General features: G+C 68.1%; 21 protein-coding genes and 1 riboswitch. Of the genes, 11 read left to right on the forward strand and 10 right to left on the reverse strand.

Annotation, left to right across the window (positions count from 1 at the left end; all coding sequences use genetic code 11):
* Positions 1-170 precede the first annotated feature (170 nt).
* From J5226_RS21900 to J5226_RS21915, 4 genes are read right to left on the reverse strand one after another with little or no spacing between them, the layout of a single operon-like run.
* A complete protein-coding gene (locus J5226_RS21900; RefSeq protein ID WP_215836988.1) occupies positions 171-518 on the reverse strand; it encodes a hypothetical protein in 348 nt (115 codons plus the stop codon).
* On the reverse strand, positions 515-2017 hold the full coding sequence (locus tag J5226_RS21905) for a hypothetical protein (RefSeq protein ID WP_215836989.1): 1503 nt from the start codon (positions 2015-2017) through the stop codon (positions 515-517). The genes J5226_RS21900 and J5226_RS21905 overlap by 4 nt, the downstream gene beginning before the upstream one ends.
* Before the next feature lie 11 nt (positions 2018-2028).
* Positions 2029-2787, reverse strand: a complete 759-nt coding sequence (locus tag J5226_RS21910; protein ID WP_215836990.1) for a PP2C family serine/threonine-protein phosphatase — start codon at positions 2785-2787, stop codon at positions 2029-2031.
* A gap of 11 nt (positions 2788-2798) precedes the next feature.
* A complete protein-coding gene (locus tag J5226_RS21915) occupies positions 2799-3479 on the reverse strand; it encodes a VWA domain-containing protein (RefSeq protein ID WP_215836991.1) in 681 nt (226 codons plus the stop codon).
* A gap of 195 nt (positions 3480-3674) precedes the next feature.
* Between J5226_RS21915 and J5226_RS21920 the strand changes: the two genes are divergently transcribed.
* Positions 3675-5762 (forward strand): phospholipase C, phosphocholine-specific, encoded by a 2088-nt coding sequence (locus J5226_RS21920; protein ID WP_215836992.1) that lies wholly within the window; start codon positions 3675-3677, stop codon positions 5760-5762.
* Positions 5763-5829: 67 nt separating this feature from the next.
* Here J5226_RS21920 and J5226_RS21925 read toward each other — a convergent pair whose 3' ends face one another.
* Positions 5830-6303 (reverse strand): methylglyoxal synthase, encoded by a 474-nt coding sequence (locus tag J5226_RS21925; protein WP_215836993.1) that lies wholly within the window; start codon positions 6301-6303, stop codon positions 5830-5832.
* Between J5226_RS21925 and J5226_RS21930 the strand changes: the two genes are divergently transcribed.
* Both J5226_RS21930 and J5226_RS21935 read left to right on the forward strand, forming a co-directional pair.
* Positions 6283-8445 carry a thiamine pyrophosphate-dependent enzyme gene (locus J5226_RS21930; RefSeq protein ID WP_215836994.1) on the forward strand — a complete coding sequence of 721 codons (2163 nt, stop codon included), beginning with the start codon at positions 6283-6285 and terminating at the stop codon, positions 8443-8445. The two genes, J5226_RS21925 and J5226_RS21930, sit on opposite strands and share 21 nt — an antisense overlap.
* A gap of 12 nt (positions 8446-8457) precedes the next feature.
* A complete protein-coding gene (locus J5226_RS21935) occupies positions 8458-8904 on the forward strand; it encodes an MEKHLA domain-containing protein (RefSeq protein ID WP_215836995.1) in 447 nt (148 codons plus the stop codon).
* Positions 8905-9139: 235 nt separating this feature from the next.
* Here J5226_RS21935 and J5226_RS21940 read toward each other — a convergent pair whose 3' ends face one another.
* Together J5226_RS21940 and J5226_RS21945 are read right to left on the reverse strand one after the other, a co-directional pair.
* Positions 9140-10408: a multidrug effflux MFS transporter gene (locus tag J5226_RS21940; protein ID WP_215836996.1), complete on the reverse strand. Its 1269-nt coding sequence runs from the start codon at positions 10406-10408 to the stop codon at positions 9140-9142.
* Positions 10409-10424: 16 nt separating this feature from the next.
* Entirely contained in the window at positions 10425-10868 is a 444-nt protein-coding gene (locus tag J5226_RS21945) for a VOC family protein (protein WP_215836997.1), read from the reverse strand.
* A gap of 335 nt (positions 10869-11203) precedes the next feature.
* Positions 11204-11302, forward strand: a riboswitch (glycine riboswitch).
* A gap of 209 nt (positions 11303-11511) precedes the next feature.
* On the opposite strand from J5226_RS21945, the gene gcvP reads away from it, so the two are divergent.
* Positions 11512-14370 (forward strand): aminomethyl-transferring glycine dehydrogenase, encoded by a 2859-nt coding sequence (gene gcvP, locus J5226_RS21950; RefSeq protein WP_215836998.1) that lies wholly within the window; start codon positions 11512-11514, stop codon positions 14368-14370.
* A gap of 97 nt (positions 14371-14467) precedes the next feature.
* Here gcvP and J5226_RS21955 read toward each other — a convergent pair whose 3' ends face one another.
* Together J5226_RS21955 and J5226_RS21960 are read right to left on the reverse strand one after the other, a co-directional pair.
* Positions 14468-14815 (reverse strand): hypothetical protein, encoded by a 348-nt coding sequence (locus J5226_RS21955; protein WP_215836999.1) that lies wholly within the window; start codon positions 14813-14815, stop codon positions 14468-14470.
* Positions 14816-14975: 160 nt separating this feature from the next.
* Entirely contained in the window at positions 14976-15449 is a 474-nt protein-coding gene (locus J5226_RS21960; RefSeq protein WP_215837000.1) for a hypothetical protein, read from the reverse strand.
* Positions 15450-15697: 248 nt separating this feature from the next.
* Here J5226_RS21960 and J5226_RS21965 point away from each other — a divergent pair, with 248 nt between their 5' ends.
* The 3 genes from J5226_RS21965 (at position 15698) to J5226_RS21975 (ending at position 19429) form a co-directional block, all read left to right on the forward strand.
* Entirely contained in the window at positions 15698-16714 is a 1017-nt protein-coding gene (locus tag J5226_RS21965) for a sensor domain-containing diguanylate cyclase (RefSeq protein WP_215837001.1), read from the forward strand.
* Between the two features lie 613 nt (positions 16715-17327).
* Positions 17328-18113: a hypothetical protein gene (locus J5226_RS21970; protein WP_215837002.1), complete on the forward strand. Its 786-nt coding sequence runs from the start codon at positions 17328-17330 to the stop codon at positions 18111-18113.
* A gap of 11 nt (positions 18114-18124) precedes the next feature.
* Positions 18125-19429: a type IV secretion system protein gene (locus J5226_RS21975; RefSeq protein WP_215837003.1), complete on the forward strand. Its 1305-nt coding sequence runs from the start codon at positions 18125-18127 to the stop codon at positions 19427-19429.
* Positions 19430-19781: 352 nt separating this feature from the next.
* Here J5226_RS21975 and J5226_RS25515 read toward each other — a convergent pair whose 3' ends face one another.
* Complete coding sequence (locus J5226_RS25515; protein ID WP_255322887.1) at positions 19782-19997, reverse strand: hypothetical protein; 216 nt, start codon at positions 19995-19997, stop codon at positions 19782-19784.
* A 121-nt stretch (positions 19998-20118) separates the two neighbouring features.
* Between J5226_RS25515 and J5226_RS21985 the strand changes: the two genes are divergently transcribed.
* From J5226_RS21985 to J5226_RS22000, 4 genes are all read left to right on the forward strand, one after another.
* A complete protein-coding gene (locus tag J5226_RS21985; RefSeq protein WP_215837005.1) occupies positions 20119-20430 on the forward strand; it encodes a hypothetical protein in 312 nt (103 codons plus the stop codon).
* A complete protein-coding gene (locus J5226_RS21990; RefSeq protein ID WP_215837006.1) occupies positions 20427-20978 on the forward strand; it encodes a hypothetical protein in 552 nt (183 codons plus the stop codon). Before J5226_RS21985 ends, J5226_RS21990 begins: the two co-directional genes overlap by 4 nt.
* A gap of 519 nt (positions 20979-21497) precedes the next feature.
* Positions 21498-22757: a histidine kinase gene (locus J5226_RS21995; RefSeq protein ID WP_255322888.1), complete on the forward strand. Its 1260-nt coding sequence runs from the start codon at positions 21498-21500 to the stop codon at positions 22755-22757.
* On the forward strand, positions 22750-23550 hold the full coding sequence (locus tag J5226_RS22000) for a LytTR family DNA-binding domain-containing protein (RefSeq protein WP_215837007.1): 801 nt from the start codon (positions 22750-22752) through the stop codon (positions 23548-23550). Before J5226_RS21995 ends, J5226_RS22000 begins: the two co-directional genes overlap by 8 nt.
* Positions 23551-23633 lie beyond the last annotated feature (83 nt).

Here is a 23633-nt window from a genome sequence, read left to right on the forward strand (position 1 = left end):
CGCGTGAATCGACGGCGGACGGCGAGGCTCGATGAGCGCCGATCCGTATGCAGCGATCTGTGCGATCGCTCTCGCGCAACGAAGCACGCCGAACCGTCGGGCGCAAGATCGTCAAGGGAATCGCAGCGCGGCATCGGACCCAGCGCGCCGTCGGCCGCCGCATCGCCTGCTCAACGCAACTGCGTCACCACGGTCACCAGCCAAATCACCGCCGCCACGCCGGCCATCACGCCCGCGTCCAGATCGCGTTCGCGCCACGCGCGCCAGCCGACCACGGCCAGACACGGCACGCCGGCGGCGACCATGCCCGCGCCGAACCAACGCGCGCCGGGTTCGCGCTGGCCCGAACCGAGCAGGAAACCCAGCACGTCCATCGCCCACATCGGCAGCGAAAACAGCCACGCGGTGACCGGCGCCAACACCAGGATGGTGAAGAACACCATCACCAGGATCTTGATCCCGGCGAAGCGCGTGGGCACGCGCATGTTCCAGCGGTGGGTCGGCGGACGCCAGCTCATGAGCGCGCCAGCCTGCGCGGGATCGCGACCAAAAACACGTAGCAGGCGATCGCGAAGCCCATGCCGAGAAAGGTCAGCAGGATCGAATTGGTCCAGCGGTCCAGCGGCGTCGCCGCGGCCGCGCGCAGGCTTTCGTAATAGCCCTGCACGAATTTCATCAACCAGCCGAACGCCAGCGGCGCGGCGAGCGCGCCCAGCGCGCGCAGGCGTCCGGGCAAGCGCGCGCGCCAGCCGCTGCGCGGCGGCGCCGGCGCGACCGGAGCGCTTTGCGGCGGCGCGTAATACGGATTCCACTGCAACGGCGGCGGCCGCGCCAAGCGTTGCCGCGGCTGCGCGGTCGGCGCCGGCGCCGGCGGTGCGGTGCGCGCGGTCCACCACCAACGCTGCGGCTGCGCTTGCGCCGGCGCGCGCGCGGCGGCGGCGCGCGGCGACGGCGGCGGGCGCGAGGCGGCCTTGCGCGCGGTGGCGTTGAGCAGATCGTGGCGCACGCAGGCCGCGCAGGGTTCGCCGTTGTAGTGCTGATGTTCGCGGTTCTTCGCGCAGATCACGATCAGCCCGCGCGACGGCTGCGCGTAGGCGCGCAAGGTCTCGCTCCACTCCGACGAACTCGGCCGCTTGCCCGCGTCCTCGCCGAAAGCGCGGTCGAACAGATCGCGCAGGCCGCGCGGCATCAGCGCGTGGCCGCTGACCGGATTGGGCGCCATCATCGGATTGCCGCGCTGCGAATACGCGTAGCAGCGTTCGCGGATGCGCCCCGGCACGTCGGTCGGCACCCGGTCGTAGGCGGGCCGGCCGCTGTAGGGATGGATACCGAAGTTGAGCAATTGGAAGATCACCACCGCCAAGGCGAAGCGGTCCTGGGTTTCCTCGCCGGCTTCGTCGAGCGCGCGGACCTGATACTCCGGCGCCAGATAGTCGGGGGTGAACTGCGGCGCGTGGAAACGCCGGCCGCGGCCCTGGATGCTGAAGCCGTCGCAGTCGAGCAGCGCGATGTACAGCGAGGCGCGGTAGAAACGCAGGTTCACCGGCTTGAGATCGACCACGTAATGGTGTTGCGCGTGCAGCGCCGCCAGCACCGAGGCCAGATTCGCCGCCAGCGTGACCTTGTGGCCGAGACCGACCGGCAGGCCCGCCGCGCGCGCTTGCCGCTCCTGCAGGATCTGCTCGACCTCGTTGGTGGACTGCACGTCCAGCGCCGGCATGGTGAAGCCGACGAAGCGGCCCTGCGCGTCGCGCACGGTCGCATCCGGCCAGGCGATCTGCACGTAGCGCTTGCCCGCCTCGTACTGGTCGGGCAGCTTCGGGCGCAGCTGCAGCATCGCCTCGATGCGGTCGGTGTAGCTCGGCGGATCGACCCGCGCGTGGTAGATCTTGGCCACGCTGTGCGGATCGTCGGCGAGCAGGTACACGCTGCCCGCGCCGCCGCTCTTGATCAGCGGACCCAGGCGCGAACGGCGCGAGCCGATCACGATGGCGCTGCCGGTGGTGAGGCTGCTCATCGCCGGCGTTCTCAGACCCGCAGCGCGATCAGCAAGGTCTTGTCGTCGGAGGTGATGCCGTGCGTGCGCGGATCGGCCAAGGTGCCGTGCAGCGCGCGGCTGCCCTCGGCCTCGTCCACCGACGCCAGATAGCGCGACACCGGATCGATGAACGGCGCGTACAACTCGGCGTTGCCGCGCGCCATCGCGAACGGCATCGCGCCGTCGGACATCAGCGCCAACCGCGCGGTCGGCGCCGGCACGGGCAGCACCCGCAACTGCTCGCGCCAGCTTTCGCCGGTGACGAAATAGGTTTCGTTGGCGTACTCGCCGTTGGCCGGCAGCGACACCACCGCGTCCTCGTCGTCGCTCGCGGCCTCGGCCACGCCGATGCCGTCGCCGATGTGCAGGAACCAGCCGCGCCGCGCGTCGCCGGCATAGCCGACCACGGTGGCGGCGTAGTCGCCCAGCGCGCGCCCGTCGGCCTGCGCGCGTTCGACCACGCCCTCGCGCGCCTGCGCCACCGCCTCGACGGCGGCCGCGAAGAAGGTCTCGCGCGGCGCGTCGAGCAATTCCGGTTCGCGCCCCAGGCGTTCGCCGAGCGCGCGCGCCAACGCATCGGCGATCAGCCGCGCGCCGATGTCGCTGTGCGCGGCCGAACCCGCGCCGTCGCAGACCACCGCGGCCAGGACATCGCCGCTGACATGGAACGCGCACGCGTCCTGACAGGGAATGCCTTTGTCCAGGTGCGAGCTGCCCACCGCCGAAGCGGCATAGATCCGCCAGCCCATGCGCGCCCCGCTCAGGTCGGAACCGAGGACCAGGTGTCGGTCGCCGGCAGCTGCGCCGCGCCGCCCGGACGCGACTGCGAGACCACCTGCATGCTCGCGCTGAGCCACAGGAACAGCTCGCGGAACTGCAGACCCTGCAGACGCTTGACCCCGCCGGGGCCCTTGCTGCTGAACTGGCTCATGATGCGTTCGTCGCCCTGCCCGACCGCGATCGGGAAGATCGCCACCTTGTTGGCGGTTTCCGCGTCGCGCGCGCGCTGCGCCGAGGCTTCCCAGGCGTCGGTCGGCGCGCCGTCGGACATCAGGAACAGCCACGGGCGGGTGTACGCCACGCCGGCGGCCTTGAAGCGCTGCTTCTCGTTTTCGATCTCGGCCAGGGCCAGATCGATCGCGCGGCCGGTCGGGGTGGTGCCCGCGGCTTCCAGCGCCGGCGCGTCGAAATCCATCGCGTCGCACCATTCGCCGGCGAGCTCGGCCTGATCGAAGCCGCCGTAGCGCACCACCAGCACGCGCACGCGCTTGGCCGCGATCACGTCGCTCTTGAGCTCTTCCTCCAGCAGCTTCAAACCCTGATTCAGCTGGTCCATCGGCGCGCCGGTCATGCTGCCGGAGCAGTCCAACACCAGCACCAGCGGGGTGCGCTGCTCGGTGTTGTCGACCAGGGCGACATCGGGGATGGCGGGTTGATTCATGACATTCCCTTGCGTTGACTGAACCGGGAGTATAGCCAGCGCGGGCCGGAGGGGGCCATCGCGCACGTTCGCGGCGCGAACGCCCGCACAGGTCGGCGGCGCGGTCCGCGAACCGTCACCGCACTGCCATACGCCCGCAGCAGGCTGCCGGAGCGGTTCTGCCACCGCATCCCCCAGCATCTCGCCCGGATCGCCATGACCGACCAACACGACACCTCGCGCCGCGGCTTCCTGCGCGGCGCCGCCGGCGCGACCGCCGCCGGCCTCGCCCTGAACCTGTTCCCGCCCTCGATCCAAAAAGCGCTGGCCATCCCCGCCGCGCGCGTCACCGGCACCCTGCACGACGTCCAGCACGTGGTGATCCTGATGCAGGAAAACCGCTCGTTCGACCATTACTTCGGCGCGATGCGCGGCGTGCGCGGCTTCGGCGACCGCTTCCCGGTACCGCTGCCCAGCGGCCACCCCGTGTGGCGCCAGACCGACGCCAAGGGCCGCGAAATCCAGCCCTGGCACATCGACACCCAGACCACCAGCGCGCAGCGCATCGGCGGCACCCCGCACACCTGGCCCGACGCGCAAGCGGCCTGGAACAACGGCAAGATGGACCAGTGGCTGCCGGCCAAGACCGAGCGCTCGATGGGCCATTACGTCGAAGCCGACATCCCGTTCCAGTACGCGCTCGCCAACGCGTTCACCCTGTGCGACGCCTACCACTGCTCGCAGCTCACCGGCACCAATCCCAATCGCCTGTTCCTGTGGACCGGCAGCAACAACCCCGCCGCCGACCGCGGCGGCCCGGCCATCGTCAACACCTTCGACGATTCCGGCCCGGCCGGCGAAGGCTATTTCTGGACCACCTACCCCGAGCGCCTGGAGCGCGCGGGCGTGAGCTGGAAGCTGTACCAGGACATGGACGACAACTTCTCCGACAACCCGCTGGAAGGCTTCCGCCAGTTCCGCGCGGCGACGCCGGGTTCGGCGTTGGCCGAGAAAGCGCTGAAAACCTGGACGCTGGAAGACCTCGCCAACGACGTGCGCAGCGGCAAGCTGCCGCAGGTGTCGTGGCTGGTCGCGCCGGCCAAATACTCCGAGCATCCCGGCCCGTCGGCGCCGATCTGGGGCGCGGACTACACCGCGCGCGTGCTCGACGCGCTCACCGCCGATCCCGAGGTTTGGGCGCGCACGGTGCTGATCGTCAATTTCGACGAGAACGACGGCTTCTTCGATCACGTGCCGCCGCCGGCGCCGCCGTCGCTGGACGCGCAGCGCAAGCAGATCGGCGGCTCCACGGTCGATCTGCGCGGCGAACACCACTTCGCCCGCACCGGCCCGTCGCACGGCACCTCCGCGGATCCGGCGATCTATTACGATCGGCCCTACGGCCTCGGCCCGCGCGTGCCGATGTACGTGATCTCGCCGTGGAGCCGCGGCGGCTGGATCGACTCGCAGGTGTTCGACCACACCTCGGTGATCCGCTTCCTGGAAAAGCGCTTCGGCGTGATCGAACCGAACATCAGCCCGTGGCGGCGCGCGGTGTGCGGCGACCTCACCAGCGCGTTCAATTTCGAGAACCCGAACCACGAGCCGATCCCGACCCTGCCCTACACCGGCGACGCCGACCGCATCGTCGCCGAGCAAAGCAAGCTGCCCGCGCCCAAGCCGCCGGCGCAGCCGAGCGCGGCGCGCCAGGAACGCGGCATCAAGCCCTCGCGCGCGCTGCCCTACGACCTGCACGTGGGCGAACGCTTCGACCGCGACGCGCGCTCGCTGCGGCTGAACTTCGGCAACAGCGGCCGCGCCGCGGCGGTGCTCCACGTCTACGACTTGCTCGACCCCGACGCGGTCCCGCGCCGCTACACGGTCGAAGCCGGCCGCTCGCTCAACGGCGACTGGGCCCTGCGCAGCGGCGCCCGCGCCTACGCGCTGCAAGTGTTCGGCCCGAACGGCTTCTTCCGCGAATTCCGCGGCTCGCCGCACGGCGCCAACCCCAGCGCGACCACGATCCCCGACCTGCGCGTGCGCCATCGCAAGCTCGTGCTCGCGCTGCGCAACCCCGGCCGCAAACCGCTGCGGCTGGAACTGACCGATCAGTACGGCTTGTACGAACCGCGCCTGGAGCGCCTGGGCGCAAGCTCGCTGCGCTACCGCCCGATCCGCCTGGACGAAAGCGGCCAGTGGTACGACTTCGTGCTGACCGACGCGAACGATCCGGAGTACTACCGCCGCATCGCGGGTCGCGTGGAGACCGGGGCGCATGGCATCACCGATCCGGGCTTGATCTGAGGCCATAGCGCGGTCGCGCACCGGGACGGCCGCTGCCTCCCGGAACGACCGCAATGCGGCGCCCGCTTCAGGCTTCGGCCTGGAGCGGCTGGCAGCAGGACGCGTCGAACCCCGCGGCGATGTCTGCGCACGCCGACGACGCGGTCCGGCACCCGAACAATTCCCGCGCGAGCAATCGCGCCGTGGCCAGATTGGTCGCATACGGGACCTCGCACACATCGCACAGGCGCAGCAACGCCAAGATGTCGGCTTCGTGCGGCTGCGCGGTCATCGCATCGCGCAGGAAGAACACCGCCGAGATTCCGCCGGCCACGATCCGAGCGCCGATCTGCACATCGCCGCCGGCCGGCCCCGCCTTCACCGCGACGGCCTCCAACCCCAGCCGCTGGCGCAACACCCGCGCCGTCGCCTCGGTCGCCACCACCTCGCACCCGGACAGATACTCCAGGTGGCAGCGGGCGAACTCGATCAAGTCGCCCTTCTTCGAGTCGTGCGCTATCAACGCCACGCACGCACGCGGATGCATCCGCTCTTCGCTCATAACTCCTCATCGGCTCGCATCGAGACAGCGACGGTGCAGGCGATTGTTCGCGGCGCGCGTCGCTTCGGGATGAAGATCGAATGCCGCACGACGCCGGTCGCCGAGCCCGATCCGCGCGCGGCGAGCGCGAATCTCACTCTCGCTCCCGAGGGCTTAACGCGCGCCTCTCAAAGCGGCGCCCTTTCCGACGATCCGGACGAAGAACGCACATCGCGGGCGATGCTTATTGTTTCTGCTCATAAGCAGCGATGTATGGCGACGGTCACCATCCTCAAAACCACGATCGATAAGTTCCTCGAAGCCGGGACGAGACGAAGCGCAACGCCCATCGCTGCGCGGCGACGCTCTTCGCCCCCGCACTATTCTCCCACCGGACGACACGCGGCCGCACCGATCGCGGCGACATCCCAACCGGAGCGCGCCATGAACGAAGCCCCATTCCGCAACGGTTATCACCGCCTCACCGAAGCGATGCACGAATGGGGCGTAAGCGTTTGCTTCGGCGTCAACGGCGGCGGCATCATCCACCTGCTCAAGCATTTCGCGCCCTATCGGCACCGCGAACGCGACGGCGATTCGATCGAATTCTTCAGCGTCAACGAATACGTCGCGGGCTTCATGCCGCTGGGCCACTACCTTTCCAGCGGCCGCATCGCCGCCGCGGCGGCCACCACGGGCGCGGCGACCAAGCTGCTGCTGTGCGGCCTGAGCGATGCCAAGCTGCATAATCTGCCCGCGCTGTATCTCGTCGCCGCCACGCCCGCCCGCCTGCGCGATCGGGCGCCGCTGCAAGACACCACCGAATCCGGCGCGAACATCGCCGCGCAAATCGCCGCCGAGTTGCCGCGCGGCACCTTCGTGATCGACGATTTGACCCGACTGGACGCGCAATTGGCCGCAGCCGCGGCCGAGTTGTCCCACAATGCGCCGGTCGCGCTGGTGCTGCCTTCCGATGTACTGGCCGCGCCGATGCCAGCACAAGTTCCCGCGACGCCGGCGGCCGTGCCCGCGTGTCCGCATTTGCCGGCGCGGACGGTGCTGGAGCGCTATTTGACGCCGCGCCCGCGCGGCCGAACGCTCGTCCTCGTCGGCGACGAAGCCCATGCCGTGCCCGACATCGCCGCGCTGACCACCCGGTTATGCGCGGCTCTGGACGCTCCAGCGGTATGGAGCATCAACGGCGCCAACGCGGTCGCGCACGACAATCCGCACGCCGTGGGCTATCTCGGTTTCGGCGGAAGCGCGGCGGCGGCTCGGCTGTGGCGGGACCTCGGCCCGGACGACACGCTGGTTTCGGTAGGCTATTGCGCGGACGAATACACCGTGAATTTCGCCGCCCCCGGTGCCGGCGTGGTCTGGAACCTCGCGGAACGCGTTCCCGGCTACGGCAGTCTCGACGGCGGCTTCGCCCATCTGGTCCCGGGCCGGTTCGTACAGACAGTGGCGCCGTTGCGGGAAACGGTAGCGACGATCGTCGATTGGAGCCCGTCGCGGCTTCATCGCGGTCCCGCGCCGCCGACGCACCGGATCGCACCGCCCAGGACACCGCGCGCCGACGCGCAGTGCGTGGACTTGATCGATTTTTATCGGCGCTTGGACACCCTTTGGCGCCCGGACAGCATCGGTTTCGACGATGTCTGCATGGCTTACAAGGACCGCCAGCACGTGCTCGGGCTGCCGCACCCGCACATACGGTTCTACTCGCTGTATCGCGGCTCGGCGATGGGCGGCGCGTACGGCGCCGCGCTCGGCGCCAAAGCCGCCGACCCGCGCCGCCACGTGTTCGCGTTCTCCGGCGACGGCTGTTTCCGCCTTTACGGCGGAGCGCTCACCGAAGCTCGCGATATGGGCATCGCTTTGTTCGTCCTGGACAACGGTTCCTACGGCCTGGTCGAACAAGTGCTGGAAGGCGTGTTGCCGAACACCCAGCGCGAGCGCTATCACGCGCGGCTTCCACGAGCGGACTACGCCGGCATCGCCGCCGCCTGCGGATGGAACGGCTATCGCTTGAATCCGGATCTGAGCAACCTCGAAGAACTGATGGAACGCGCCTACTTGCCCGGCCGGCGTTCCTTACTGATACAGGTCCCCGTCGATGCCGCTCAAGTGCTCGGCGACAATCCCCGCGCCGCCAACCTATAGCGAGCGAGCCGCATGCCCGACTCCATCGAAATCGCCGCCGCCCACGCGTTGATCGACAGCAGCTACCGCCATTGGTTCGGACGCTCGTTCGCTGGCGACGCCGACGCCAGCGATTGGCTGTATCGGGAAGCGCCTTTCGCGTTGCTCGCCCACGGGAATCAAGACGACCCCGAGTTCATCTACGCCAACGCCGCCGCGCAAAGGCTGTTCGAGTACACCTGGGACCAGATCGTCGGCCTGCCCTCGCGCTTATCCGCGCCAGCGGATCAGCGACCGGCGCGCGTCGCGTTGCTGCAGCGAGTCGAGCGCGACGGTTTTGCGCGCGACTATGAAGGCCTGCGCGTATCGCGCAGCGGCCGCCGGTTCTGGATCGAACGCGTCACCGTCTGGCAGTTGCGCGATGCCGCGGGGTGTCCGGCCGGCCTGGCCGCGTTGATTCCGTCGTGGCGCCCGGATTGAAACCGCGTCGCGAACGCCCGGGGAGGCGTCCGGTTGCTTCGTCGCAAGAGGCGGTCGCGCGAGGCCGAATCAGCGCGGTGTTTGAGCGCCGACGCCGATCCGCGGCGCCACGGCCGCCGCTTGCGCGACGACCGGAGAACGCCGCCCTTCGACGGCGAGGCGAAGGCAGGAACGCGGTTCACGTCCCGCCCATTGCAGACCCGACCGCATGCGCGAGCGCAAAACCGACAGCGGCTTACAACGCATCCTGCGGCTCGACCACCACCGCATCCTCCGGCGCGCGCGCCACGCCGCTGCGCGAGACCCGCGCTTCCCAGCGCCAGAACAGCCACGCCACCGCGGTCAGGCACGAGCCCGCGACCGCGAGGTGGATCGCCTTGTCGCTGAGCATCGGCGACACGATTCCGGCCAGGATCGCGTTCGTCACCAAGCTGGCGAAGGCCTGCAGCGACGAGGCCGAGCCGCGCTGGTGCGGGTACATGTCGAGGATCGTCAAGGTCACGATCGGGAACACCAGGGAGATGCCGAACGAGCCGATGCACATCGGAATCACCGCCCACGGCACCTGCGGCGCATCGGTCCACAGGTTGTAGCTGAGGTTGATGGCGATGGCCACGGCGCTGCAGGCGAAGCCGAAGTTGACCAGACGGTCGCCGCTGACCTTGCCGGCCGCGCGGCCGGAGACGAACGAGCCGGCGATCATGCCGCCGATGGTCGGCACGAAGAACCAGGCGAAATCGCGCTCGCCGAGCTTGAGCAGGTCGAGCACGAACGCCGGCGCCGAGGCGATGTAGAGGAACATCGCGCCGAAGTTGAACGCGCCGACCGCGCTCAGCCGCAAGAAGCGCGGGTTGAGGCAGATGGCCAAATAGTCGCGCAGCAAACGCTTGGGCTTGATCGGCAGCCGCGCCTGCGGCGGATGGGTTTCCGGCAACAGCAGCGCCACCGCGATCCACAGCGCCACCGAGAACGCGACCAGGAACCAGAAGATCGCCGGCCAATGCGACCAGCCCAGGATCCAGCCGCCGATCACCGGCGCGATCGCCGGGGCGATGCCGAAGATCATCATCACCTGACTCATCAAGCGCTGCGCGTCGTCGCCGTGCAGCACGTCGCGGATCACCGCGCGGCCGACGATCAATCCAACACCCGCCGACAAACCCTGGATCGCGCGAAAGCAAAGCAAAGTAGGCAGATCGGTGGCCAAAGCGCACGCCGCCGACGCCAGCGTGAACACCGCCAGCCCCGCCAGAATCACTTTGCGCCGCCCCACCGCGTCCGACACCGGCCCGTGCACGATGCTCATCAGCGCGTAAGCGATCAGATAGACGCTGATGGTCTGCTGCATCTGCAGCTTATCGGCGTGCAATTGCGCGCCCATCGCCGGGAACGCCGGGAAGATGGTGTCGATCGAGAACGGCCCGAACATCGCCAGCCCGCCCAGCAACAGGGCCAGACGGCGGATCGGGATCGGGGCTTTGACGGCAGCGGCGTCTTGGCTCATCGCGGGGTAGGCTCGATCAGGTGCGGCTTGAGGAATCCGACGGCGCGTCGGGCGGGCCCTTGAGCTCGACCATGTTGCCTTCCGGATCGAACAGATACTGCGAGGGACCTTCGCCTTCCGCGCCGTAACGCGAACCGAAGTCGCCGACGCGCGCGCCGTGGGCGTTGAGATGGGCGACGATCGCGTCGCGGTCGAACGGCTCGGCGCGCAGGCACAGGTGATCCAGGTTGCGGCCCTCCTCGCCCGGCGCGGCGCCGCCGTAGCGGCCGAGCTTGCCGGCGACATCGACCAGATCGATCAGCGACTCGCCGGCGCGCAGCTGGACCAGACCGATCTCGTCCTGGCGCCGCTCCACGCTGCAGCCGAGCACCTCGCAATAGAAGGCCACCATCGCCGCGGTGTCGCGCACGCGCAGCACCACGTGGTCGAGTTGCAGCAAGCGGAACGGGCGCGCGGCCATGGCCGGACCTCATCGCATGAACGGGGGGCGACAGCATACTCCCGCGCGGCGCGCCGAACGGGCGGCGGATTTGTTTCGATCTGTCGGCAGCCGCGCCGCGGCGATGGGCCCTTGCAGGAGCGGCGTGAGCCGCGACCCACCGCAGCGGCGTACGCGAGCGCTACTGCCCGAAACGGCCGGCAGTCGGTCGGTGGCCGGCGCGGGGCCGGGCTTCGGGAGAGGGCGCTTTCGTGCGCCGCTGCGGTGGGTCGCGGCTCACGCCGCTCCTACAGGGGCTCCGGCCCCTTCCGGGACCGCCCCCGCCCCGGCCCGCCAGCGGCTATAATCGCCGCTTCGACCACGCGGTGGGAGAAGCGTCCGCCCGGGCTCCCCGGCCGGCCGCTGCCGAAGGCGCAACGCCCGTAATCGCTCAGGCCCCAGACCGCCGCGTGTACAAAACTCTGGAGAGACCGCCCGGCCGCAGCGTCATCGCGGACGGAACCGGCGCCGAAGGGGCACGAAGCGAGCGCGGACAGGAGCGGCCCCAGCGGCCCACCCCTCCCCCAAGCGGCCTGAGCCGCAGCCGCTTCCAAACTCTCAGGCAAAAGGACAGAGGGGCGCCTCGCGTGCGGCACCGCACGTTCGCCTTAGGACGCCCCCTGCCATGACTCATCCTTCCCTGCGCGACCTCGAGCACCACGACGCCTTCATCGAGCGCCACATCGGCCCCAACGACGCCGAGATCGGCCACATGCTGGGCGAAGTCGGCTACGCCTCGCTCGAAGCGCTGACCGACGCCATCGTCCCGGCCTCGATCAAGTCTCCCCAGCCGCTGGCCCTGCCGCGCGCGATCAGCGAAGTGGAAGCGCTGGCCAAGATCCGCGCCATCGCCTCGAACAACCAGGTGTTCCGCAGCTTCATCGGCCGCGGCTACTACGGCACCCACACCCCGAACGTCATCCTGCGCAACATCCTGGAGAACCCGGCGTGGTACACGGCCTACACGCCGTACCAGGCGGAAATCTCGCAGGGCCGCATGGAAGCGCTGATCAACTTCCAGACCATGGTCGCCGACCTGACCGGGATGGAGATCGCCAACGCCTCGCTGCTCGACGAAGGCACCGCCGCCGCCGAAGCGATGACCCTGGCGAAGCGTTCGGCCAAGTCCAAGTCGAACGTCTTCTTCGTTTCCAAGAACGTGCACCCGCAGACGCTGGAAGTGCTGCGCACCCGCGCCGAGCCGCTGGACATCGAGCTGCTGATCGGCGACGACGCGCAAGCCGCGAGCGCCGACGTGTTCGGCGCGCTGCTGCAATACCCCGACACCTTCGGCGGCCTCGGCGATTACCAAGCCGTGGCCGACGCGCTGCACGCGCGCGGCGCGATCCTGGCCGTCGCCAGCGACCTGCTCGCCCTGGTGCTGCTGAAGTCGCCGGGCGAATTCGGCGCCGACATCGTGGTCGGCAACACCCAGCGCTTCGGCGTGCCGTTCGGCTTCGGCGGCCCGCACGCCGGCTTCATGGCCTGCCGCGACGCCTATAAGCGCTCGATGCCGGGCCGCCTGATCGGCGTGTCGGTCGACAGCGACGGCAAGCCGGCCTACCGCCTGACCCTGCAGACCCGCGAACAGCACATCCGCCGCGAGAAGGCCACCAGCAACATCTGCACCGCGCAGGTACTGCTGGCGGTGATGGCGAGCATGTACGCGGTCTACCACGGCCCCGACGGCCTGACCCGCATCGCCCGCCGCGTCCACCGCCAGGCCGCGATCCTCGCCGCCGCGCTGCGTCAAGCCGGGCTCAAGGTCGCCGACGGCTTCTTCGATACCCTGCGCATCGACGGCGTCGACGCCGCCGCGATCCACGCCCGCGCCCGCGCCGCGCGCATCAACCTGCGCGAGATCGACGCCAACAGCGTCGGCGTGAGCCTGGACGAAACCGTCAACCGCGACGACCTGACCGCGCTGGCCGGCCTGTTCGGCGCCGCGCTTGACGTCGACGCGCTCGACGCCGCCACCGCCGACGCGATCCCGGCCGCGCTGCAGCGCAACTCCGCGTTCCTGCAGCACCCGGTGTTCAACACCCACCACAGCGAACACGAGCTGCTGCGCTACATGCGCTCGCTGGCCGACAAGGATCTGGCGATGGATCGCACCATGATCCCGCTGGGCTCGTGCACGATGAAGCTCAACGCCACCGCCGAGATGATCCCGGTGACCTGGCCGGAGTTCGGCAACATCCATCCGCTGGTGCCGGCCGATCAGGCCGTCGGCTACAAGCAGCTGATCGACGAACTCGAAGCGATGCTGGTGGAATGCACCGGCTACGACGCGGTCAGCCTGCAGCCCAACTCCGGCGCGCAGGGCGAATACGCCGGCCTGCTGGCGATCCGCGCCTACCACCGCTCGCGCGGCGAGGGCCATCGCGATATCTGCCTGATCCCCGACTCCGCCCACGGCACCAACCCGGCCTCGGCGCAGATGTGCGGCATGACCGTCGTGGTGACCAAGACCGACGCCAACGGCAACGTCGATGTCGAAGACATCCGCCGCAACGCCGAGAAGTACAGCGCGCGACTGGCCGCGATCATGATGACCTACCCGTCCACGCACGGCGTGTTCGAGGAAGAGGTCGTCGAGATCTGCGAAATCATCCATCGGCACGGCGGTCAGGTGTACACCGACGGCGCCAACATGAACGCGCTGGTCGGCGTGGCCAAGCCGGGCAAGTGGGGTTCGGACGTCTCGCACCTCAACCTGCACAAGACCTTCTGCATCCCGCACGGCGGCGGCGGCCCGGGCGTCGGCCCGTGCGCGGTCAAGTCGCATCTGGCGCCGTTCCTGCCCAAGACCGTCGACGGCGAAGGCGTGGTCGGCATGGTCAGCGCGGCCAGCTTCGGTTCGGCCAGCATCCTGCCGATCTCGTGGATGTACGTCACGATGATGGGCACGCAGGGCCTGCGCAAGGCGACCCAGGTCGCGCTGCTCAACGCCAACTACATCGCCAAGCGCCTCGCCCCGCACTACGAAACGCTCTACACCGGCCGCAATGGCTTGGTCGCGCACGAGTGCATCCTCGACCTGCGCCCGATCAAGGACGCCACCGGCATCAGCGCCGAAGACGTGGCCAAGCGCCTGATCGACTTCGGCTTCCACGCCCCGACCCTGAGCTTCCCGGTCGCCGGCACGCTGATGGTCGAACCGACCGAGAGCGAATCGCAGCACGAACTCGACCGTTTCATCGACGCGATGATCCAGATCCGCGAAGAGATCCGCGCGGTCGAAGACGGCCGCCTGGACCGCGAGGACAACCCGCTCAAGCACGCCCCGCACACCGCCACCCAAGTCAGCGCCAGCGAGTGGACCCACGCCTACCCGCGCGAGCTGGCCGCGTTCCCGCTGCCGTCGCTGAAGCTGCAGAAGTATTGGCCGCCGGTGTCGCGCGTGGACAATGTGTATGGCGATAAGAACGTGATGTGCGCTTGTATTCCGGTGGATGCGTATAAGGAAGAAGTCGAGGCGTAAGCTTTCCGCGGATTTCCTGCTGTGACGCAAAAGGCCCCGCTCGCGCGGGGCCTTTTGTTTTTGGGGCCGGTCGTGTCCGCTGCGCGCAGGCGCGACATCAGTCCCGGCGGGGCAGCCGCTGCTTGAGCCTTCGCCCGATGAGGTACGCCGAGACGATCGCGAAGGCCAGGCCGGTCGCGACGCCACCGGCGTACATCAAGGCCCGCGGCCAGAAATCCGGACGGTCGGGACGGTTTTCAGTCACCACCGCGGCGATCAAGTAGATCGGCACCAGCGCCGCGGCGAACGTGTTGACGATCAGATACAGGTACCACGCCGCCGTGCGCCAACGCGCCTTTCCCGTCACATGGATCTGCCGCAGGATCGAAAGGATGAAGCCCGAGGACACCGCCAGTCCGCAGACGTAGCCCGTGCCGAAAAGAAAGAAAATCGTGGAGCCATTCATGCCCATTACCGACGACGCTCGCGAAGCGAGATTATGGCCGGGCCGTCGCGATGCGGACCGAACCGAGTCTGGCCACATGCGTGGCACGCCGAACGCGGTCGCCACAGGTCTCTCTGATCGAACCGGTGCGTCTCTGCCGGATTCGAATGCGCGGCATGCCTCAACCCTGCGACGTCGCCAACGTCCCTTCCGCGACGAGCACCACGAACGCTCCCGCTCCCGCGGCCTCGCGCAGCACGCGCGCATCGTCGAAGCCTTGCGACGATTTGTAGACCACGCGCCCGTCGCTCACCGCCGCCCAGAACGGCGCGAACGCCGTCAGTAGAATCTCGCCTCGAAAGGAGTTCTGGATACCGCCCGGCAGCGGAACCAAGCGGTCGAACACGTAAGGCTCGCCGTCCTCGCTGCGCCATAGCCAATCGTAATCGGCACCGAGGCTGCGAAAGCCGCCGCCGGAACGCACCGTCAGCGGCGCCACGCCTTGACGCAGCGCCGTTTCCAGCAACAGCGTCACAATCGCCAAGTCCAGCGGCTCGTCGTCCGGCAAGAACATCCACGCGCGGCGGCGGATGACGTCCAGCGAGTTCAATACCTGCAGTTCTTCGCTTGCGTCGTGCGTTCCCTCGTCCGACATTGCGGCCTCCTTCCACCCATCGCGAATCCAGCGCCGATGATCGCAATGACATAGCGGCCGGCACTGTGCCGAATCCGCCGGCAACGCCACTTCGCCATCGCAAGCCTAACCGTATACGGGTCGCGCCGGCCGAACGCTCGAACGTCCCGTTTCCCGACCCGCAACGACGGCCGCCGCCCCTGAATGCGGACCCCAGACCACCGCAAGCCAGCGATATACTCCTCTCAATCGCCGGGGGGCGCATAGCCATGAACATGCAGGAACCGAAACTGCAGGCGTTCTCCGAGCGCCTGTTGAAAGTGATCGAAACGCAGACCGAGATCGCGCGGCTGGGGTTGGACCTGGGCGGCGTGATGGATTTGGTGGCGCATCGCGCGCAAGGCCTCACCGGCGCCGTCGGTGCGGTGGTCGAATTGGCCGAAGGCGAAGAGATGGTGTATCGCGCCGCGGCCGGCATCGCTCAATCCAGCCTGGGCATGCGCCTGCGCCGCGCCGCCAGCCTGTCGGGGCATTGCGTCGCGCAAGGCCGGCCGCTCAATTGCGAAGACTCCGAAACCGACGACCGCGTCGATCGCGCCGCCTGCCGCGCGGTCGGCTTGCGTTCGATGATCGTGGTGCCGCTCAAGCATCACGACACCGTGGTCGGCGTGCTCAAGGTGATGTCGCGCGAGCCGACGTCGTTCGACGACGACGATCTGCGCGTACTCGACATGATGTCGGGCCTGATCGCCGCGGCGATGTACCACGCCGCCAAGTACGAAACCAACGAGCTGTTCTATCAGGCCACCCACGATGCGCTGACCGGCCTGCCCAATCGCGCGCTGTTCTACGACCGCTTGCGCCACAACCTCGCGCAAGCGCATCGCGAATCGCGCCGCGTCGGCATCCTCAATCTGGACATGGACGGGCTCAAACCGGTCAACGACCAGCTCGGCCATCGCGCCGGCGACGCCGCGATCCGCGAATTCGCCGAGCGCATGAAGCTCAGCGCGCGCACCGGCGACACCGTCGCGCGCGTCGGCGGCGACGAGTTCGCGGTCATTCTACCGCGCATCGAGCACCGCGAAGGCGCGTTCGCGCAGGCGCAGCGCTTGGCGCAAGCCCTGCGTTTCGGTTTCGAGTTCGAGCAGCGCGCGATCGCGCTCGACGCCAGCATCGGCTGCGCGATCTATCCCGACGACGGCGAAGATCTGAGCGAGTTGCTGGAGAAGGCCGATCAGGCCATGTACGACGTCAAGCGGTCGAAGAAAAGCTCGCGCGGCTGAGCCACGCGAGCGCTGCGCCGCCGGCGTTGTTCCCGCGGCGTCGGCGTTGCCGTTTCCCATTCGAGCGTTCTTCTTGCTGATCTTGCGCGAGTCATGCGCGGTCAATTGCGTCTCGCCGCGTCGCTGTTCCTCCGCGTCTTCCACATTCAACAGACGCGCCGCCACCATCGGTACGCGGTCGCGATTCGCTTCCGCATACCCGATAAATTCGTGCCGAACAGTCGCGCACGGGCACCAGTCCGCTGGTTCATGCGCACGCACTGCGTATCGCGCTGCATAGAAAAATCATATTTCCTGGGCCTATCCCCGTTGAGGGCGAGTTCGTAGCATTTCTCTGCCCGCGCTCGCGCCGAAAACCGTTGTCCCGGCGTCGACGCTGAGGACATCGGAATCACCGGCCCGCACGGCAGCGCGGCGAAATCCAACGGAACAGGAAGTTCTGCATGCATCGCATCGAAATCGAACTCGTCGCGCACTCCGCCCGGAACGAAACGGCTTCGCGGACGCCCACGCAATCGGGTGCCGGAGCCAGCGCGAGCTTCCTCCCGCCCGTGTCGCACCGCCCCATCGCGCCGGAGCGCGAATGCGAACCCGGCACCTCGGAGCCCCGCTTATGAAGACCGTCGCCCGGCTCGCCGCCGTTCTCGTCGCCGCCGCGCTCTGCGGCCCCGCGCTGGCCCAAAACGCCTGGGAAGTGCACGACCAGCACGCCAACGATCATCTGGCCGAAATCGAAAAGCGCATCGGCAGCGACGGCACCGTCAACGGCAACCTCAAGAAACTGACCAAGATCGGCGGCGCCAAAAAAAGCGGCGACGACGCCAAGGAGCCTGAGGAAAAGCTCGATGCGAAAGAGCCGAGCGCGCAGGTCAAGAAGAGCGTGGACGATCGCTGCCCGAACCCCGGCGGCGCGGCCGGCGCCGCGCAGCAGCAGTGGCAGCTGTGCCAGGAAATCGTCAAGACCGAACTGGCCCAATACAAGTACTCGATGACGATGTACGAACTGGCGCGCAAACGCCAAGAGCGCCTGCAAGAGATCGAGAACGACCGCTCCAACCTCGGCGGCGAAGACCAGGGCAAGCTCCAGGACAACACCAACAAGCTGCTGGCGCTGCTCTCGCGCATGGAAGTGGACCGTCAGCAGAGCCGCGCCTACATGGACGCCTACAGCGCGCGCCTGACGTATCTGCGCGCGGTGCGCGACATGCTCAGCAACGAGGTGCTGCGCGGCAAGGACAGCGGAGGCGGGGCCGGCGGCGCCGGCGGAGTGCCCAAGAAGATCGTCGCCGCGGTCGTCGGCATGGCGGCGATGAAGACGGCGTTGAAGAGCGCGGAATCGGTGCGCTTGTGCAGTCCCTGGATCCCGCTCGCCGCTGGCGAAACCTGCGTGAATCCCTAAGGAGACAGCGCATGTCCGAACTCTGCGTGGCGGCCTGCTCACTGTTCGATCTGCTCGATGGCCTGAGCGCCCAGTTCGAGAGCCTGGGGCAATGGATCTTCTTCAAGACCATCTTCGACCACCTCGATCACGAGATCCTGGTGTTCCGCGAGAACATGATGCACCGGATGACCAGCGTCATCGGCGCCGTCGCGGCCACCTTGGCGACGATGTGGATCGTCGCCCAGGGCTACCGGATCATGACCGGCCAGTCGCGCGAGCCGCTGATGGGGCTGGTGGTCGGCTCCTTGCGCGCCTTTCTCATCGTGACCGCCGCCGGCTCGGCGACCTTCGTCAGCGGAAACATCTACACGACCCTGGGGCACGACCTGCCGCGATCCATCGCCGTGGTGGTGACCGGCCGCGACGAAGACCCGGCCGAAACCATCGACGACGGCCTGACCAAGATGCAGTTGGCGATGGCCGCCATCGACGCGCTGCCCGCGCTCGACAACGCCGCCATCAAGGAAGACAAGGACCGCGCCCTGCTCATGACCGGCATCGGCGTGGCCGGCCCGGCGGTGATGGGCGGCGCGCTGTTGATGATGTACAAGTTCGCCGTCGCGCTGTTCATCGGCTTGAGCCCGCTGTTCATCCTCAGCCTGTTGTTCGAACGGACCAAGCCCATGTTCGGGCGCTGGCTCCAGTACGGCATCGGCACGATGTTCTCGATGGCGGTGCTGAGCTTCACCGTCACCGTCGCGATGAAGATGGTCGCCGCGGTCGCCGCGAACTTCGCGGCGCAATACCTGACGATGATGGCGCTGGGCGCGGGCGACTCGCCGGGCGTGAATACGATGGCGTTGCAGCAGGGCGGGCTGGGGATCTTCTTGACGGTGTTGATTCTTTCGGTGCCGCCGATGGCGTCCAGTTTCTTCCAAGGGGCGTTGGGGAATTTCACGCCGCAGTCGATTTTTGGAGCTAATGCTGCGGCCAACTCGTCCAGTCAGTCAGGCACGTCACCTCCGCCAATTCCGGGAACTCAATCGTCGGGCACACCCGCCAGCAACGGTCCCAGAGGCGCTCAACCGCCGATGAGTTCCGATACGAGCACCCGATACAAGCCAGACAACGTTCTACCCAATTCACATGCCAACGGTTCAGCCAGAAACACCATTCTTCCGCAGGACGCGATCAAAAAAGCGCATGAAACGGAAGGGAGTGCCAACACGTCTCCGTCCAACCAGAAATCCGACGTTCCTTCATCTCAATCACATCACGTGTCGCCATACCCAACGGATACGACGCCGAATCCGACAGGCAAGGGGCGCAGCTAAATATTGAAGTGGAACATATGAAATTCTCCAAGCCAATCTTGGTCGCTTCGCTCTTGGGGCTTGCTATGAAGGCAAATGCCTGCCCTCCCGGCTCGACCTTGCAACAAGGAGTCGGTTGGCAAATGTGCGTACCAATACCTGGAATGTCCGGGGCCGCGCCCCAGCCTTCGCCCTCCGTCGCTCCGGCATGGGCGACTCGGTGGGGCGCGATCGCCATTGACATGGTCGGCGGCGGCGTTGGAATCGGTGCCGCTAGGGGAATGAGAAAAGAGCGGCAAGCCACAAACGCAGCCATCCGATCTTGCAAGCAAAAAGGCGGCACACGGTGCACCGTTCAAATCACCTACCGCGATCAATGCGCGGTGGTCATTTCCGGCGACAAGGGCTTTGTCGTCAGCAATGCTGCCTCGGTAGAAGAAGCAACTCGCATCGGGACGGATAGATGCAACACCGAGGGCAATACAAATTGCAGCCTGTATTTTTCCGATTGCAGCTTTCCAGAAAGAGTTCGGTAGCCTGCAAATGATGAGACGCCAAGACCACGAAATACGTGATTTAGCAGCGACATGAAGCATTCGTCCTGGGCAGCATCGCTACTGCTTTTATCGACGCAAAACTTCGCCTGTCCTCCTGGCGATTGGCTGCAACAAGCCCCTCAGCGCCGCCGCAGCACTCCAAGGAAGAACCCCATGGCCCTACCTCGCCACGCCGCCATCCTATCGCTCGCGCTCCTCGCGCCTTCCGCCATCGCCCACCTACTCCCACCCGGCGTGTACGCCACAGTCCCCTACAACAACAACCCCTTCCTGTTCTGCACGCTCGGCATGCCCCAGGACGGTTGGGTCGCGGTCGATTGGCGCACCGGCTCCTGGAAGCCGATCACGCAGTATCCGAACCTGCGTTGGGTTCCCACCTACGCATACATCTGCCCTGCCGCCAACCGACCGGCCGGTGGCGGGACGCCGTACCGGCCCTCCGATTCGGCGACGCAGTCCTCATGAGCCTGCGCGATCCCGAGGTCGAATCCGGCGAGCCCAAACTCGAGGGCTTGCGCGCGAACCTCCGCGCCACGCACGAGAGCGGCCGCGCCGGCGTCTTGTCCTTGGCGTTGGCGATCGCCACCGCATTCGCGGCCCCGCGATTGGGGTTGACTTGGCTTACACCCGTCGCCGCCGTCGCGATCGCGGTTTCGATCGCGTTCCATTGCCGCGCCGCTTGGCTGGCGACCCGCTTCGCCATGGCGAGCCTCGCCTGCTTGAGGAAACGCGAGGACGCCGCGCCGCTGCCCGAGCGGAACTGGCTGCGCCGGTTCGCTCGAACCCGCGCCACCGCCGCGATCGTCGCCTGGATTCTCGTCGGCTTAGTGACGCTGCTGATTTTTCCGCTCGCGATGGTCTACGCGGTCCCGGCGATCCTGAAAGCCTACGGCCTGGTCCTGCTCATGTCCGCCCTGCGCCTGGTCTACATGGCAATGGTCGACCGCCGGTTCCTGCGCGAGTTGAGCGAACGCTCGCGCGATGCCGAGGGGCCGGACGTGATCGCGATGTAAACCGCGGCGTCGGCGGGTCGACCGACTGCGCGTTCCGCGGTCTGGGCGATGAGACAGCATCCCCGCACCGCGCCGGTCGGGTCGCTCTCGCCGCAGCGCCCTGGTTGCCGCCGCATCGCGACGCCAGCCTGCCCTCGACCGCACGAGCGAACGGCCGCGTTCGCTACCGGATTCGCAGAATCCATCGAGCGACCGACTCGCGCCCAGCCCACCCTACGAAGCCCACCGACTTCGCCGCCCCCACGAGCGCGGCTCGCGCAACCGCCGGTCCCCGGCCCTACCCACCCTCGGCCGCACCGACGCTCGGCATCGCCCGTCCTCGACACCGCGCCGATTCGCCGCGCTCCCCCCCCCCCCCGCGCCCCGTTGCGCAAACTTCGCGCCCCCACCCCTGCCCATCCCGGTTTCGCTCCGCCTGAGCCCCGCTCGGTCGCGCTCCGCGGGCTTCCGTCGCGCCCCCGCTTCCCTTGCGGCCGCGGATCACTATCCTGCGCAACAAGCCACCGACGGACCGTCCGCGTGATCCGCAACCTCCTCTTCGTCGCCCGACTCGCCGCTGCCTGGTTCGGCGCGTTCGTGTTGCTCGGGCTGATCGCCTCGGCCATGCCGGTCTTGGATCGCCTGGATCAGGGGCCGTTGTTCATCGTCGCGATCCTGGTGTCGATCTACGTCGCCAGCAAGGCGTTCTCGCATCTGCGCCGGGTGCGCCTGATCGCCGGCCACGTCGATGCGACCACGCGCTCCAACCGCCAGCGCCGCCAGATCGAGGTGCCGTTCGAGGTCGAGGAGACCTTCGACCTGCTCGACGCCGCGATCCGCGAACTGCCGCGGGTGGAGGACGTGGAAAGCGCGCGCGACAGCCTGCAGATCCGGGCCAAGGTGCAGCGCTCCGATCAGGCCTGGTCGCTCGACGTGCAGGGCGCGGACCCCAACAACTGGAAGTACGGCCGCGCCCGCAACCAGATTCAGGCCACGGTCGATTCCGGCGCCGACGGCAGCCGCATCACCCTGATCTGCGAACCCGAGATCGGCGCCTGGAGCGATTGGTTCTGCGTCGATCAGGGCACCAACCTGGAAAACGCCGAAGCCCTGCTGCGCGCCGTCGCCCGGCGCATGGCCGAGCGCCGCCGCGGCGAACGCGCCGACGCCGCGCGCACCGCCACCGAAAAGGAACTCGCGGTCGCCAAACTGAGCCTGCTGCACGCCCAGGTCGAACCGCACTTCCTCTACAACACCTTGGCCAGCGCGCAGTACCTGACCCGCCACGACCCGCCGCGCGCCGACGAAATGCTCGGCCACCTGATCGAATTCCTGCGCCGCTCGTTGCCGCGCACCGAGGACGCGCTGTCCACGCTCGGCGACGAACTGGAACGTTCGCGCGCTTACCTGGAAATCCTCAAGCTGCGCATGGGCCAGCGCCTGCAAACGCAGATCGACGTGCCCGAGGAACTGCGCGCGCTGCCGCTGCCGCCGATGATCCTGCAGACCCTGGCCGAGAACGCGATCAAGCACGGCCTGGAACCCAAGCCCGGCGGCGGCACGGTGTGGATCCGCGCGCGCGGCGGCGAAGCCGGCGTGTCGATCACCGTCGCCGACGATGGCATGGGCCTGAACTCGCTCAATTCCGGCAGCGGCATCGGCCTGAGCAACGTGCGCGAACGCTTGCGGCTGGTCTACGGCGACCGCGCGCAGTTGTCGATCGTGGCCAATTTCCCCAGCGGCGTCGCCGCCACCATCGTCGTGCCGGCCGCGTCCGGCGAGGAGCGCGCCCGTGTCTGAGTCCACTACGCACGACGGCGCCGCGCCGACCGCGTTGATCGCCGAGGACGAAACGCTGCTGCGTCAGGCCTTGGTCGAAGCGCTGCGCGAAGCCTGGCCGGAGCTGCGCATCCTCGCCGAATGCGAGGACGGCGCGCAGGCGCTGGAAGCGCTGGCCGAACACCGTCCCGACGTCGCCTTCCTCGACATCCGCATGCCCGGCCTCACCGGCCTCGACCTCGCCGCGGCAGCGACCGAAGTCAGCCCCGCGACCCAGGTCGTGTTCGTCACCGCTTACGACCAGCACGCCATCGACGCGTTCGAGCACGGCGCGGTCGATTACCTGCTCAAGCCGGTCACCGTCGACCGTCTCGCGGTGACCGTGCGTCGCCTGAGCGCGCGCCGCGCGCCCGGCAACGACCGTCAGGCCGCGCTGCGCGAGATCGCCAAGCAACTGGCCGCGCGCCGGCCGGCGCAGGAAGACAAGCCGGGCCTGACCTGGATCACCGCCAGCGCCGGCCGCGAGACCCGCCTGATCCTGGTCGACGATGTCGTCTATTTCCGCGCCGACAACAAGTACACCACGGTCGTCACCGCCGAAGGCGAAGCGCTGCTGCGCACGCCGATCCGCGAACTGCTCGACCGCCTCGACGGCGAACGCTTCAAGCAGATCCACCGTTCCACCATCGTCAACCTCAAGGCCATCGCGGGCATCGTCCGCGACGACAGCGGCAAGGGCACCGTGCGTCTGCGCGGACGGCCGGAGACGCTGAGCGTGAGCCAGACCTTCATGACGCTGTTCAAGAGCATGTAGCCGGGCCGAACCCGGCGCCTGCGAAAACCGCACCGCCCGAACCACCTGCCGGCGCCGCAAGCGCCGGCGCCCCGCCCGCGCCG

This window comes from Lysobacter sp. K5869 (genome assembly GCF_018847975.1).
In the GTDB taxonomy this organism is placed as follows: Bacteria; Pseudomonadota; Gammaproteobacteria; order Xanthomonadales; family Xanthomonadaceae; genus Lysobacter.